This is a genomic window from Mesorhizobium neociceri, from assembly GCF_013520985.1.
GTDB lineage: Bacteria > Pseudomonadota > Alphaproteobacteria > Rhizobiales > Rhizobiaceae > Mesorhizobium > Mesorhizobium neociceri.
In genome coordinates this window covers 164,425-177,678 of sequence record NZ_JACDTY010000012.1, presented here as the reverse complement: position 1 = coordinate 177,678, position 13,254 = coordinate 164,425, and the positions used below count along the sequence as shown (strand labels likewise).

Sequence of the window (13,254 nt, the reverse complement as noted above, 5' to 3'; positions counted from 1 at the left end):
TTCTTGCAATCCGGCGCTAGATCCGTATCAGCACTGACGCCAGCAACGGCGCGGTCTCGGCGCTGTGATTCCCGTTCATGCTGACATTGAAGCGGCGCGGTCCGGCGCGCGCCAGGCGCTGGCATCCGCGCAAGCTGCTTGAGGGCTTGCCGTGAAGGAAGCGTCGCGGCTGCTTGAAGCGGCGCCAGGCATCAAGTACAAGGCCGCCCTCGGGTGGCGGCAAATGGTTGCGCTACAGCTGATCAGCCTATCGTACGGGCAGCAGGCTCTTGAACTTGTGACGAGGTGAACTGCCATATCCCGATTTGGCTGCGAAATTTCGGGTGGCCATTCCAATTTCAGGTGGCCATTCCATGGAAAGGCCGATCCGGTCGACATCCATTGATTTGATCTGCTGGGAGCGCCAGGTCGGGAGGACATCTTCCGATTCAGGTGTCCCTGCTGTTGTTGGAGGTGTCTATGAACGACTTGCGCATTCCCGAGACAGTGTTAACGGCTGTGTCAGAGGGGACCCACATCATCCGCGCCTATCGTGAGCACCTTGGATATTCCATCGAGGACCTGGCGGTGACGTCTGGGCTAGCCGCTGAGGAAATTCAAAATATGGAGTCCGGTATGAGGTACAACAAGGGCTATCGGGATCGCATCACGAGATCGCTCTCCCTGCCAGCAGGAATTCTTGAACCTGCGTCGGCCATATCGACGCTGCGTGATGAGTGTGTCAGCGAGCTGTTCCGTTGATGTGCGGATCGTGCCCGACATCGAAACATATTGATGCTGTAAAATCGGGAAGCGGCGCAGGTATTTGGCGATCTTTGGATCGAAGATCCCCACCCGGCCGCGTTGGATCGACGGCGTCATCTTCATGTCTGATGTGTGCGTCAGCACCGTTCCACGCGAATGGCCGTTGCGGCGATTGACCTGTCCCTCGGCGTTCTTGTCCCCGGAACATTGGCCGGGTGCTCTGCCGGTCAGGTTAAGGACAGCCTAGGCGGCGATCAATCGACCTGGTGGATAGTACCCACATATTCGATACCTACTATGAAACTCTGAATGGAATCGATCACGTGCATTGCTTAGCAAATTGCGCCAAGCGGTGAACAACGTATCGATTCACTTCAAACCGCCATCACGCAATTCTGCTGCCGCTGTTCTCTGAGCTTGCAGGATGAATTCAGTCATTTCCAAGGGGACCAGTTGATGCAGGATGCAGTTTATCAGTTGTTGAGCCGCGAGATGATCACGGAGGATCCTTGGCGACTGGACGGCAATCCTTTCGAGCAAAGACGCTACGACGAAATGCTTCGACTGTCGCTCTCGGAGGGACCTATTAGCAATGCGCTCGAGGTCGGATGCGCGGCGGGAGCTTTCACAGCCAAACTAGCCCCGCACTGTCAACGGCTCACCGTCATCGATGTCTTGCCGCGGGCAATTGCTCGAGCCCGCCAACGGCTGAAAAAGCGTTTGCACATCACTTGGATAGTTTCCGACGTCCTCGAATTCTCGACCAAGGAAAGATTCGATCTGATCGTGGTAGCCGAAGTTCTCTACTATCTAGGCGGTATTCCGGAAATACGTGCCGCTGTCGGCTCCTTGGTGGGACTACTTGCGGCGGGTGGGCACCTGGTATTCGGATCGGCGCACGATGCCAACTGCCGGCGTTGGGGCCACGTTGCTGGGGCCGAAACGGCAATCGATATTTTCAGCGAAAAACTGGCTGAGGTCGACCGGTTACGGTGTAGCGGCAAATCGGTGAATGAAGAGTGCCTGCTCACTCGCTTTCGCAAATCCGTATCGATCTCCGGATGTCGCGGCCATAGGCCGTTTTGACCGGCAAATCTCAACCACTGCGACCAACATGCTGTGCTGATCGTAGGCGGTGACGAATGTGTCTGCATCGACGTGTCGTGGCATGGACACTCGCCTGGTAGCTGCGCAACAGCACCGAGGGTGCCACAGGCCGGGCTCTCGCCACAGTATCTATAACGCCATCGAGGGGAGCGCTCACGAGCAGCTTCGCTGCCGCCGAGCACACCACCCTGCGGTACGACGCAATGATTGCTTGTGTATTCCGGTGCCCGCAAGGGGGTGTTCGCCTCAAGGCCGGGATGGGCGGGACAACACGGCAGTTACGACCGGATAATGGAGTCGTCTGTAGTTCATACGCAATCGACCGTAACGGCTGCCGACCGTCTCTGCTGATCAGACTGCCGAGGAGTGCCTCCCCGTTCCGCCTTCGAAAAATTCGTCGAACTTGGCCGCGATGCTTCGGACGAACGGGCGGCTTTCAGCCGGCACGACGAAATATTCGCCATCAAGTTCAAGCAATGGAACTGAATTATATAAACCCACGGAGCTTGCCTGACGGAGAAGCTTATGGCCCGCTTCGCCGAAGCGCTGTAGCAGATCGATGGCCGAGAACTTGAAATCGCACATCAGCCGCTCGATGATCCAGCCTCGGACGCGATCGTCGTCGGACAGCGCGATGCCGCGCACAACGGCCAATCCTCTATCTCCTATCATTCGAGCATACGCGGCCGTTGAAGGCGTGTTCTGCGCGTAACCTTGGCGAAGCTGGCTGATGGATGAAGGGCCAAGGCCGATTAATATCTCGCAGCGGTCCTCCGTGTAGCCCTGAAAGTTGCGATGCAGAGTCCCTGTGCGCGCCGCACGTGCCAGCGCGTCCCCAGGTTTGGCGAAATGGTCAATCCCGATTGTCTCGTATCCCTTGCCCACAATGGCTCGTGCAGCGAGTTGCGATTGGGCAAACCGCTCCGTGGCGACCGGCAACCATGCCTCGTCGATTATGATCTGGTGTTTCTTGAACCACGGCACGTGGGCGTAGCCGAACAGAGCTATCCTGTCCGGTTCCAAGGTCAACGCCTGCGCCACGGTGGAACTGAGGCTGTCCTGGGTTTGGTGCGGCAGGCCATAGAGCAGGTCCAGATTGACCGATCGGACGCCGCGACAACGAACGCCATCTACCACTATCTTGGTCTGCGAAAAGCTTTGCTCGCGGTTGATCGCCCTTTGCACTTTCGGATCGAAATCCTGTACCCCGAGGCTCGCCCGCGTCATGCCGATTTTGGCGAGCCCGTCGAGGCGTGCATCGTCCATGTCGTTGGGGTTAATCTCGACGGTGATCTCTACGTCCGGTAAAAAATCGAAGCTATTGCGCAAAGCCCTTGTCAGAGCAACCATGTCATCGGGGTTCAGGATCGTCGGCGAACCGCCACCGAAGTGAATTGCACGCACCAGCGCCTTTCCGCTGACAAGACCGGCAATCGTCGCGATCTCGGCATATAGTGAAGGCAGATAGTCGCTCACCTGCTCATAGCGGCGCGTCTGTTTGGTATGGCACGCACAGAACCAGCACAGTTTGGCGCAATAGGGAATGTGAAGATAGAGCGAGATCTCGGCACCGCCTTCGAGCGCCGCCAGCCAGCTGCGGTAGACGGCAGCATCGATGGCCGGATGGAAGTGCGGCGCGGTGGGGTAACTGGTGTAGCGAGGGACATTCTCGCCAAGCCTTGCAGCTAATTCCGATTGCATGTCGCGGTCCACTGTGTTTGCGCGGTCGCAAGCCTAGATGCATCGACAAGCCGAAGCCCTGATTTCGGTCAAGCCAGCACGGACAAACTGCCGCAAGGATTTCTCTACCCCAGATTGCTATCCTGCTCGTATTTGGAATCGGCAGAGCGAGCGTAATGACAGTAGGACAGAACATTCACAGTTCCCCCATTCCGGTTCTTTGCCATTCTTGCGAGGCCCGGCATAGCGGTGTCTGCGGTGCGCTCGATCCCGATCAGTTGGTCAGATTCGCGGAAACTACGACGAGGCACAAGATCGAGCCAGGAGGCGCACTAATTGGCGACGCCGAGCCCGTCTACAGCTATTCGAACCTGCTTTCAGGCGTGGTGAAGCTGACGAAGACCCTTTCGGATGGTCGCCAGCAGATCGTCGGTCTGCAATTTTCACCCGATTTTCTGGGACGACCCTTCAAGCTGGAAAGCGCGATCAATGCGGAAGCAGCAACTTCTGTGACGCTGTGCTCGTTTCCGAGAGCGGCCGTCGAACGAATGATGAAGGAGTCTCCGGAACTTGAGCATCGGCTGTTCAAGCAGACGCTGAACGAGTTAGACGATGCGCGTGAATTGATGGTGACTCTTGGACGCAAGACCGCACCGGAGAAAGTGGCGAGCTTTTTGCTCATGATCGGCCGGAATATGCATTCCGGTGTTGATTCTGCGGAACGGCCGACGTGCTTTGATCTGCCGCTGACTCGGGCTGAAATTTCTGATTTCCTTGGGCTTACGAACGAGACCGTGAGCCGCCAGCTGACTCGACTGCGGGCGGATGGCGTGATCCGGATCGAAAACAAGCGTCATGTGACGGTGGACAGCATGAGCCGCCTGGAACAGCGCTGCGGCGGGCGAGTGGCGCCACTGTGAGCTCTTTGCACGAGGCCTAACCGGGGGTGCCGGCGTCGGCTACTCCGATGCGCGGCAGGATATGCTCGCGTTCAAATGCGATGTGTCGCCGCAATCCTTCGAAAAAACCGCGTAGCATGAAGCCGATAGCTTCCGCGCTTTCTATCGGATCACCCTTACCGATCGCCAGGAGTGTTTCGGCCAGCTCGCCGGCGAAGCATTGATCCTTGATGTGCTCGAGGCGCAACCGGCCGGTAGTGCCAAGGTCAACCTCAGCTGAGGTCAAGCAGGCCTTATACGCGGGGAAAATCACAGTCTCCTCGAAGTTATGAATGTCTCGGAGCAGCGGAACGATCGCGTTGGCCGTTCCGAGCCATCTGGCGCAGTCGACGTTCGGCAAACCATCGGCAATGCTTTCCAGAGCGCTGCAGAGCCTCAGCTTTTCCAAATGGGCAAGGTTCATCAGATCGCCCGGAGCCATCTCCGCACGCGCTCGGACCGACGATGCCAGGGTTGTCCATGAGCGCGGGAGCCCGTTCTGCGTTTTCTGGTTCAATCGCCATCTCCTCATCGCACTGAGTTCTCGATATTGGCCGAAGTAAAATCGCACGGCCCTGACATAGGTCAGGGCGAGCAAGGCAGAGGCTGCGCAATAAAATGCATTGCGGACGTGGCGTCCGCCGGACTCGAGATCGGGATTGCGATGAAATTCGGCACAGAGATCGTCGTGCTTGGCTTTTTTGCTTTTGCGGCGTTGGTGGCTGCCGGCTTCGGCGTCGATGGACCTTTCCGCCAGCACATGTGGGTGCTGTTTTTCGCCCTGACTGGCTTTACCGCCATCTTGATGCGCAACACCGAGTTGAAGCCGGTAGCTCCGGTCGACCCTTCCGCTTACATGGATGGGCCGATCCGCTATGGCGCCGTCGCCACCATGTTCTGGGGTGTGGTCGGTATGCTGGTCGGCGTGGTCATCGCACTGCAGCTGGCCTACCCGGATCTCAACATCCAGCCCTGGTTCAATTTCGGACGCTTGCGGCCGCTGCACACTTCCGGCGTCGTCTTCGCCTTCGGCGGCAACGCGCTGCTGTGCACGTCATTATACGTCGTGCAACGCACCTGTCGCGCCCGCCTCTTCGGCGGTGATCTCGCCTGGTTTGTCTTTTGGGGCTACCAGCTTTTCATCGTCATGGCCGCGACCGGTTACCTGCTCGGCATCACCGAGAGCCGCGAATACGCCGAACCTGAATGGTATGTCGACATCTGGCTGACCATCGTCTGGGTCGCTTACCTCATCCTATTCCTCGGCACCATCCTGAAGCGCAAGGAACCGCACATCTACGTCGCCAACTGGTTCTACCTGTCCTTCATCGTGACCATCGCGATGCTACACGTGGTCAACAATCTATCGATGCCGGTCTCTTTTCTAGGTTCTAAGAGCTACTCAGCGTTTTCAGGGGTCCAGGATGCGTTGACGCAGTGGTGGTACGGACACAATGCAGTCGGCTTCTTTCTCACCGCCGGCTTCCTCGGCATGATGTATTATTTCGTGCCCAAGCAGGCCAATCGGCCTGTCTATTCCTACCGCCTGTCAATAATCCACTTCTGGGCGCTGATCTTTCTCTACATCTGGGCCGGGCCGCATCACCTTCACTACACGGCCTTACCCGACTGGGCGCAGACGCTGGGCATGGTGTTTTCGATCATGTTGTGGATGCCCTCATGGGGCGGCATGATCAACGGCCTGATGACGCTCTCTGGCGCTTGGGACAAGATCCGCACCGATCCGATCATCCGCATGATGGTCGCGGCCATCGCCTTCTACGGCATGTCGACTTTTGAAGGCCCGGTGATGGCGATCAAGGCAGTCAATTCGCTGTCGCACTACACCGACTGGACTATCGGTCACGTCCATTCGGGCGCGCTCGGCTGGGTAGGAATGATCTCGTTCGGCGCGATTTACTACATGGTGCCGAAGCTCTGGAACCGCGAGCGGCTCTATTCGCTGCGGCTGGTTACCTGGCACTTCTGGCTGGCGACGTTCGGCATCGTCGTCTACGCCGCCGCCATGTGGGTATCCGGCATCATGCAGGGGCTGATGTGGCGCGAATACGACGAGCAGGGTCTCCTGGTTTATTCCTTCGCCGAGACGGTGGCCGCCATGCACCTCTACTACGTGATGCGCGCTATCGGTGGCGCCATGTATCTGTCCGGCGCCCTAATCATGGCCTGGAACATCGCCATGACCATCCTCGGATACCGACGCGAGGAGCAGCCGATGCCAGGTTCCCTTGCAGGCCTCCGAGTTGCGCGATCGGGAGCCAGAAGATGAGATTGATAGATAGACACGCCATCATCGAGAAGAACGCCACGCTTCTTCTCGTAGGCTCCCTTCTTGTGGTGACCGTCGGCGGCATCGTAGAGATCGCACCGCTCTTCTATCTCGACAACACGATCGAGAAGGTCGACGGGATGCGTCCCTACTCGCCACTCGAGCTCGTTGGGCGCAACATCTATGTGCGCGAGGGCTGCTACCTCTGCCACAGCCAGATGATCAGGCCGTTCCGCGACGAGGTGGAGCGGTACGGCCATTACAGCCTGGCGGCCGAGTCAATGTACGATCACCCGTTCCAATGGGGATCCAAGCGCACTGGGCCGGACCTCGCACGCGTCGGCGATCGCTACTCGAACGCTTGGCATGTCGCGCATCTTTCGGACCCGCGTTCCGTGGTGCCGGAATCGATCATGCCAAGCTATGGGTTTTTGAAAGACACCCCGATCGAGGTGAAGGATTTCTCTACGAACCTGGTCGCCAACCGGCGTGTCGGTGTCCCCTACGACGATGACATGATCGCGCATGCCAACGCCGATTTGATGGCCCAGGCTGATCCCAATGCTGACCCGACCGGCCTCGAGGCCCGTTATCCAAAAGCCAAGATCGGAGACTTCGACAACAACCCGCAACAGGTGACCGAGATGGATGCCCTCGTGGCCTATCTCCAGATGCTCGGCACGCTGGTCGATTACAAAAACTACAAGGAAACCACCGGCTACCGCTGAGGAGTTTTATCCATGGATTACAATTTGATGCGGGAGTTTGCTGACAGCTGGGGCTTGGTCGCCATGGCACTTTTCTTTGTCGGAGCAATCGCCTTCGCGCTCCGCCCCGGCAGCGTCGAGTTGGCCGATGAAGCCGCGCGAATTCCGCTTCAGGACGAGTGATCATGAGCGACGAGCAGATCGATGATATCTCTGGCGTGTCGACCACCGGCCACGAATGGGACGGCATCCGGGAGCTGAACAACCCGCTTCCGCGCTGGTGGATAACCACCTTCTACGTAACGATTGCCTGGGCGATCGGCTACACCATCGCCTATCCGGCATGGCCATTGCTGCACTCGGCGACAAAGGGTGTGCTGGGCTATTCGAGCCGCAACGGGGTCAACAATGAGCTGGCGGCGGCGGAAGCGGGGAAGGGAAAATATGTCGCTGCGATAGAATCGAAAAGTCTCCCTGAGATCGCCGCGGACGACGCCCTACGTGAATTCGCCATCGCAGCCGGCGGCGCCGCGTACAAGGTCAACTGCACTCAGTGCCATGGCTCCGGCGCGCAGGGCTCCAAGGGCTTTCCCAACCTCAACGACGACGACTGGCTGTGGGGCGGCAAGGCCGAGCAGATCGAGCAGACGATTATGCATGGCATTCGCTTCGCGTCAGATCCAGACACGCGCCTGTCGGAAATGCCGGCCTTTGGCGACCTCATCACCGCCGACCAGATCGCACAGGTCAGCGCCTACGTCGCCAGCCTCTCCGGCAAAGTTAAAGATGCAAGCCTAATCGAACCAGGCTCCAAGGTTTTCGCGGAAAATTGCGTCGCCTGCCATGGCGACAATGCGAAGGGGAACAGGGAATTCGGCGCCCCTGACCTGACCGACTCTATCTGGCTCTACGGAGGCGGCGAGACGGCCATCGCCGCGCAGGTCCGGGGACCCAAGCATGGTGTGATGCCGGCATGGCTTGGACGTCTGGGCGAAGCCAAAGTCAAGGAACTTGCACTCTATGTCCATTCGCTTGGCGGCGGAGAATAGGAACGGAAGCCCTATTCTCGGCCTTCCCCTGCCAAGCGACGGGGCCCGGCGAAAGCCGGGCCTCGACACCGTCAGGCTGGACCCTGCCTCAACGGCGAGGACCGCCTCAAAAACAAAGGTGTTCGACAGGCGGGCTCTGACATGGCTGGGGAGTGGAGACGCACGTGGGTGAAACGCGGATAGGACGGCTGGAAGCGTCGCCAGCCAATCCCTCCAAGACGCGCCCGACGCGTTACGCTGCGCGCAAGAAGATCTTCCCCAAGCGCACCTCGGGCAACTTTCGCCACTTTAAATGGCTGGTGATGGCGATCACGCTTGGCATCTATTACCTGACACCCTGGTTGCGATGGAATCGCGGGCCGTTCGCCCCGGATCAAGCCGTGCTGGTCGATCTTGCGAACAGCCGTTTCTACTTCTTCTTGATCGAGATATGGCCACAGGAGTTCTACTACGTCTCCGGCCTTCTGGTCATGGCCGGAATCGGCCTTTTCCTGATTACCTCGACCGTCGGCCGTGCATGGTGCGGCTATACCTGCCCGCAGACCGTGTGGGTGGACCTGTTTCTCGTTGTGGAGCGGGCGATCGAAGGCGATCGCAACGCCCGCATGAAGCTCGACGCCCATCCATGGACGGCGCGCAAACTGGTGCTACGCGCAACCAAGCACGCTATCTGGCTGATCATCGCAGTAGCCACCGGCGGCGCATGGATCTTCTATTTCGCCGACGCGCCGATGCTGATCGGCCAAGTCTTCACCGGCGCCGCCGCTCCGGCCGCCTACGTCACCATCGCTGTGCTGACGGCGACCACCTACACATTCGGCGGGCTGATGCGCGAGCAGGTCTGCACCTACATGTGCCCTTGGCCGCGCATCCAGGCTGCCATGCTCGACGAGAATTCGCTTACCGTGACCTATAACGACTGGCGCGGCGAGCCTCGTTCGCGCCACGCCAAGAAGGCCTTGCCCGCGGGGCAGCCGGTCGGCGACTGCGTTGACTGCAACGCCTGTGTCGCCGCCTGTCCAATGGGGATCGACATCCGCGACGGCCAGCAGCTCGAATGCATCACCTGCGCGCTCTGCATCGACGCTTGCAAGGACGTCATGGACAAGCTCGGCAAGGAGCACGGGCTGATCTCCTATGCGACATTGTCCGACTACAGCGCCAATATGGCGGTGGCAACAGCGGGCGGTTCCTCCACAGTGAATCCTTCCCTTGTCAGGACGGATGAAGGCAAATTTTCCGACAGCTTGGCGCATTTCCATATTCGCAAGATTTTTCGGCTGCGCACCTTCATCTATCTCGGCGCCTGGTCGGCGGTCGGGCTCGCACTGGTCTATTCGCTGCTGACCCGCGAGCGGCTCGAGCTGAATGTCCTGCATGACCGCAACCCGCAATTTGTGACGCTCTCCGACGGGTCAATCCGCAACGGATACACCGTCAAGCTGCTCAACATGATCCCCGAGCCGAGGACGATCGTCGTCACGATACAGGGCCTGCCGGGAGCCGAAATGAGCGTCGTTGGTATTGATCTTCCGGCAGGCCGGTCCTTCGCCGTTCCAGTCGAACCCGACCGCCTGAAGATGCTGAAGATTTTTGTGCGCCAACCGGCGGACCGGCTCGGAGGCGCAGCCCAAACGTTCAAATTCCGCGCCGAGGACAAGGCGAGTTTCGAGGCGGACGAATACACCGCCACTTTCAGCACCCCGGAGATCGCCAGATGAGCGTCAACACGCAACGAAGCTGGGAATTCACCGGCAGACACATGTTAACCACCATTCTCGCCTTTTTTGGTGTGGTCATCGCCGTCAATCTGACTATGGCGACACTCGCCAGCAGGAGCTGGTCCGGCCTCATAGTTGAGGACAGCTATGTAGCTAGTCAGCAGTTCAACGAAGAAGCGAGGAAAGGACGGGCGCAAGCGGCGCTCGGTTGGACCGGCAAGCTGACCGTCGCCTCCGGCGAAGTCCGCTACAGCCTTGCAGACAGCAAAGGCAAGCCGGTGCCGCTGCACGGCGTCAAGGTGCTGTTCCGCCACCCGGCCTACGAAGCCGAGGATGAAGCCCTGACACTTGCCGCGTCGTCCGGGGGCACTTCCGGGAACACCGAAGAATTTGCCGCCCGGCACACGCCAAGGAACGGCGTCTGGATCGTCGAGATCGATGCCGACGCAGGCCTGGCTTCGCCGTTCCGCGACGTTCGTCGCGTCATGATCTCGAACGGGGTCCTGCAATGAGCTGCTGCGCGCCCGGAGCAGAAATGGCGTTGGAAGTCGCCGACGCGGCATCGGCTTTGCCCTCCATTCACGAAATCAAGCTGGCCAGCCGCGCGTTGGGCGGAGACATTCACCAGACGGATTTGTCGGTGCCGGCTGTCCATTGCGGGGGCTGCATCCAGACGATCGAGGCGGCGCTCGCCAAGCTCGAAAACGTCGAAATGGCCCGCGTCAACCTCTCGACGAAACGCGTGTCGGTCCGCTGGCAAGGCGACGAGGTCCCACCTTTCTTCGCCACGCTTTCACGGCTGGGCTACCAGGCACACCTGTTCGACCCGGAAATCCATGAGAAGGACAAGACTCTCTCGGAGCTGATCCGCGCCGTCGCCGTCGCGGGCTTCGCGGCGGGCAACATCATGCTGCTGTCGGTGTCGGTCTGGTCCGGCGCCGAAGGCGCGACGCGGGATCTGTTTCACTGGATATCCGCGCTGATCGCCATCCCGGCGCTCGCCTTCGCCGGCGGCATCTACTTTCGTTCCGCGGCCAACGCGCTGCGCCATGGCCGGATGAACATGGACGTGCCGATCGCGGTGGGTGTTTCGCTCGCCTACGCGATGAGCCTCTATGAAACGATCAATCACGGCGAGCACGCCTATTTTGACGCTTCGGTATCGCTGCTTTTCTTCCTGTTGATCGGCCGCACGCTGGACCACGTTATGCGTGAGCGGGCGCGAACCGCGGTCAATGGCCTGTCGCGGCTTGTCGCACGGGGTTCCATTGTCCTGCGGGACGACGGCACGCGCGAATACGTGCCCGTCGCCGAGCTCATGCCGGGAATGCGCCTTCTCATCGCGGCCGGGGAACGGATACCGGTCGACGGCGATATCATCAGCGGGAATTCCGACCTGGATTGCTCGATCGTCTCCGGCGAGAGCGCTCCCAAAACCGTGAGTGCCGGCACCCATGTCCAGGCCGGCACGCTGAACCTGACGGGTCCTCTGACGATGCAGGCAACCGCCGCCGCGAAGGATTCCTTCCTGGCGGAAATGGTCCGGCTGATGGAGGCCGCAGAGGGAGGCCGCTCGCGCTACAGGAGGATTGCGGACCGGATATCGGCGCTCTATGCGCCCGTGGTCCATCTGGCGGCCTTTGCCACGTTCCTCGGCTGGATGATCGCGTCCGGCGATTGGTACCGCGCCATCACCGTCGCCATCGCCGTGCTCATCATCACTTGCCCCTGCGCCCTCGGCCTTGCCGTGCCGATTGTCCAGGTCATGGCGGCCCGGCGCCTGTTCGAGGCCGGAGTCATGGTCAAGGACGGCTCGGCTCTGGAGCGTCTCGCCGCAATCGACTCCGCCGTGTTCGACAAGACCGGTACGCTGACCCTAGGATTGCCCAGACTCGTCAATGTGGCAGCAATCGATCCGGCCATGCTGGCCATCGCGGCCGACATGGCTGCGCATTCCCGCCACCCTTTTTCAAAGACGCTGGCCGGCCTTGGGGGTTTTGCGGGTCAGCCAAAACTTGAGTCCGTCAGTGAGTACCCCGGATGCGGGATCGAAGGCACCGCTGCGGGCAGCACGTGGCGGCTTGGCCGACGCGGATGGGCGGCGTGGAAAGCTCGAATCAGCGGCAAAGGCACAAATGGCGGAACGGTTTTGACGAAAGACGGGGTCATAGTTGCGTCGTTTGTTTTCGAGGATGCGCTGCGCGCTGACGCCAGGGCAGCCATATTGAAGTTGAACGAGCAAGAGGTGTCGGTGCAAATGCTGTCGGGCGATACCGCAGCCGCCTGCCGTGAGGTTGCAAACCTGTTAGATATCCGCCGCTTCGTCCCGGACCTCCTGCCATCCGGCAAGGTTGAGCGCATCGAAACGCTGGCGACGGCCGGACACAAGGTTCTGATGGTCGGCGACGGACTCAATGATACGCCCGCCCTGGGCGCGGCTCACGTCTCGATCGCTCCGGCCAGCGCAGCCGAGATTGGTCGCAATGCCGCGGATTTCGTCTTCCTGCGCGAAAGCCTTCTCGCAGTATCCCTTGCTCTGGAGGTCTCGCGGAAGGCGGGAGGGCTGATTCGCCAAAACATCGCCGTCGCAATTCTCTACAATACCATCGCTGTACCAGTCGCTATTCTAGGGCACGTCACTCCGCTTATCGCGGCGATTGCCATGTCTGCGTCATCACTGCTGGTGATCGGGAATGCATTGCGCCTGGAAGGCTTTGTTCGGGACGCACCAACGAAAACTGTTCCCAATGATGGACGCTCCAACAGTAGCGGATTGGCACAGTTGTAATGACGACGCTAGCGTATCTGATACCTGTGGCTTTGCTCCTCGGCGGGCTTGGGCTGTCTGGCTTCCTATGGGCCTTGAAAAGCGGTCAATACGAGGATCTCGACGGGGCAGCAGAGCGTATCCTTATCGACCAGGGCGACAAGCCGGAACGCTGAATAAGCCGCTGTGCAGGCGGCCGTGCGGATGCCGGCCGTAAGCCGAGTCGTCCGGAACAACTGCTGAGGTAGCCA

General features: G+C 59.8%; 13 protein-coding genes. 11 read left to right on the top strand and 2 right to left on the bottom strand.

What is annotated here, in order from left to right; all coding sequences use genetic code 11:
- Positions 1-459: 459 nt before the first annotated feature.
- Both H0241_RS23085 and nodS read left to right on the top strand, forming a co-directional pair.
- Positions 460-741 (top strand): helix-turn-helix domain-containing protein, encoded by a 282-nt coding sequence (locus H0241_RS23085; RefSeq protein ID WP_050596747.1) that lies wholly within the window; start codon positions 460-462, stop codon positions 739-741.
- 459 nt (positions 742-1,200) lie between these two features.
- Complete coding sequence (gene nodS, locus H0241_RS23080) at positions 1,201-1,830, top strand: nodulation methyltransferase NodS (protein ID WP_032901602.1); 630 nt, start codon at positions 1,201-1,203, stop codon at positions 1,828-1,830.
- 372 nt (positions 1,831-2,202) lie between these two features.
- Here the strand turns inward: nodS and hemN are convergent, their stop codons facing one another.
- The gene (gene hemN, locus H0241_RS23075) at positions 2,203-3,552 is read right to left on the bottom strand and encodes an oxygen-independent coproporphyrinogen III oxidase (protein WP_181060157.1); all 1,350 of its coding nucleotides are present in this window, start codon (positions 3,550-3,552) and stop codon (positions 2,203-2,205) included.
- A gap of 155 nt (positions 3,553-3,707) precedes the next feature.
- On the opposite strand from hemN, the gene H0241_RS23070 reads away from it, so the two are divergent.
- Positions 3,708-4,451 (top strand): Crp/Fnr family transcriptional regulator, encoded by a 744-nt coding sequence (locus H0241_RS23070; protein ID WP_181060136.1) that lies wholly within the window; start codon positions 3,708-3,710, stop codon positions 4,449-4,451.
- A gap of 16 nt (positions 4,452-4,467) precedes the next feature.
- On the opposite strand, the gene H0241_RS23065 is transcribed toward H0241_RS23070, so the two are convergent.
- On the bottom strand, positions 4,468-4,986 hold the full coding sequence (locus tag H0241_RS23065; protein WP_235984425.1) for a hemerythrin domain-containing protein: 519 nt from the start codon (positions 4,984-4,986) through the stop codon (positions 4,468-4,470).
- A gap of 147 nt (positions 4,987-5,133) precedes the next feature.
- Between H0241_RS23065 and ccoN the strand changes: the two genes are divergently transcribed.
- From ccoN to ccoS, 8 genes are all read left to right on the top strand, one after another.
- Positions 5,134-6,759, top strand: a complete 1,626-nt coding sequence (ccoN, locus tag H0241_RS23060; RefSeq protein ID WP_181060135.1) for a cytochrome-c oxidase, cbb3-type subunit I — start codon at positions 5,134-5,136, stop codon at positions 6,757-6,759.
- Positions 6,756-7,487 carry a cytochrome-c oxidase, cbb3-type subunit II gene (ccoO, locus tag H0241_RS23055; RefSeq protein WP_181060134.1) on the top strand — a complete coding sequence of 244 codons (732 nt, stop codon included), beginning with the start codon at positions 6,756-6,758 and terminating at the stop codon, positions 7,485-7,487. The genes ccoN and ccoO overlap by 4 nt, the downstream gene beginning before the upstream one ends.
- Before the next feature lie 12 nt (positions 7,488-7,499).
- Positions 7,500-7,649: a CcoQ/FixQ family Cbb3-type cytochrome c oxidase assembly chaperone gene (locus H0241_RS23050; protein WP_027040368.1), complete on the top strand. Its 150-nt coding sequence runs from the start codon at positions 7,500-7,502 to the stop codon at positions 7,647-7,649.
- Between the two features lie 2 nt (positions 7,650-7,651).
- Positions 7,652-8,515 carry a cytochrome-c oxidase, cbb3-type subunit III gene (gene ccoP / locus H0241_RS23045; protein WP_181060133.1) on the top strand — a complete coding sequence of 288 codons (864 nt, stop codon included), beginning with the start codon at positions 7,652-7,654 and terminating at the stop codon, positions 8,513-8,515.
- A gap of 164 nt (positions 8,516-8,679) precedes the next feature.
- Positions 8,680-10,236 carry a cytochrome c oxidase accessory protein CcoG gene (gene ccoG / locus H0241_RS23040; RefSeq protein ID WP_328824791.1) on the top strand — a complete coding sequence of 519 codons (1,557 nt, stop codon included), beginning with the start codon at positions 8,680-8,682 and terminating at the stop codon, positions 10,234-10,236.
- Positions 10,233-10,748: a FixH family protein gene (locus H0241_RS23035; RefSeq protein WP_181060131.1), complete on the top strand. Its 516-nt coding sequence runs from the start codon at positions 10,233-10,235 to the stop codon at positions 10,746-10,748. The genes ccoG and H0241_RS23035 overlap by 4 nt, the downstream gene beginning before the upstream one ends.
- Positions 10,745-13,024, top strand: coding sequence for a heavy metal translocating P-type ATPase (locus H0241_RS23030; RefSeq protein ID WP_181060130.1), 2,280 nt, complete (start codon positions 10,745-10,747; stop codon positions 13,022-13,024). The genes H0241_RS23035 and H0241_RS23030 overlap by 4 nt, the downstream gene beginning before the upstream one ends.
- Positions 13,024-13,179, top strand: a complete 156-nt coding sequence (gene ccoS / locus H0241_RS23025) for a cbb3-type cytochrome oxidase assembly protein CcoS (RefSeq protein WP_181060129.1) — start codon at positions 13,024-13,026, stop codon at positions 13,177-13,179. The genes H0241_RS23030 and ccoS overlap by 1 nt, the downstream gene beginning before the upstream one ends.
- Positions 13,180-13,254: the final 75 nt, after the last annotated feature.

Coding starts and splice junctions, on each gene's coding strand:
- hemN (WP_181060157.1), bottom strand. CDS start 3,552: ATGCAATCGGAATTAGCTGCAAGGCTTGGCGAGAATGTCCCTCGCTAC.
- H0241_RS23035 (WP_181060131.1), top strand. CDS start 10,233: ATGAGCGTCAACACGCAACGAAGCTGGGAATTCACCGGCAGACACATG.
- nodS (WP_032901602.1), top strand. CDS start 1,201: ATGCAGGATGCAGTTTATCAGTTGTTGAGCCGCGAGATGATCACGGAG.
- ccoS (WP_181060129.1), top strand. CDS start 13,024: ATGACGACGCTAGCGTATCTGATACCTGTGGCTTTGCTCCTCGGCGGG.
- H0241_RS23030 (WP_181060130.1), top strand. CDS start 10,745: ATGAGCTGCTGCGCGCCCGGAGCAGAAATGGCGTTGGAAGTCGCCGAC.
- ccoN (WP_181060135.1), top strand. CDS start 5,134: ATGAAATTCGGCACAGAGATCGTCGTGCTTGGCTTTTTTGCTTTTGCG.
- ccoO (WP_181060134.1), top strand. CDS start 6,756: ATGAGATTGATAGATAGACACGCCATCATCGAGAAGAACGCCACGCTT.
- H0241_RS23085 (WP_050596747.1), top strand. CDS start 460: ATGAACGACTTGCGCATTCCCGAGACAGTGTTAACGGCTGTGTCAGAG.
- ccoP (WP_181060133.1), top strand. CDS start 7,652: ATGAGCGACGAGCAGATCGATGATATCTCTGGCGTGTCGACCACCGGC.
- H0241_RS23050 (WP_027040368.1), top strand. CDS start 7,500: ATGGATTACAATTTGATGCGGGAGTTTGCTGACAGCTGGGGCTTGGTC.
- H0241_RS23070 (WP_181060136.1), top strand. CDS start 3,708: ATGACAGTAGGACAGAACATTCACAGTTCCCCCATTCCGGTTCTTTGC.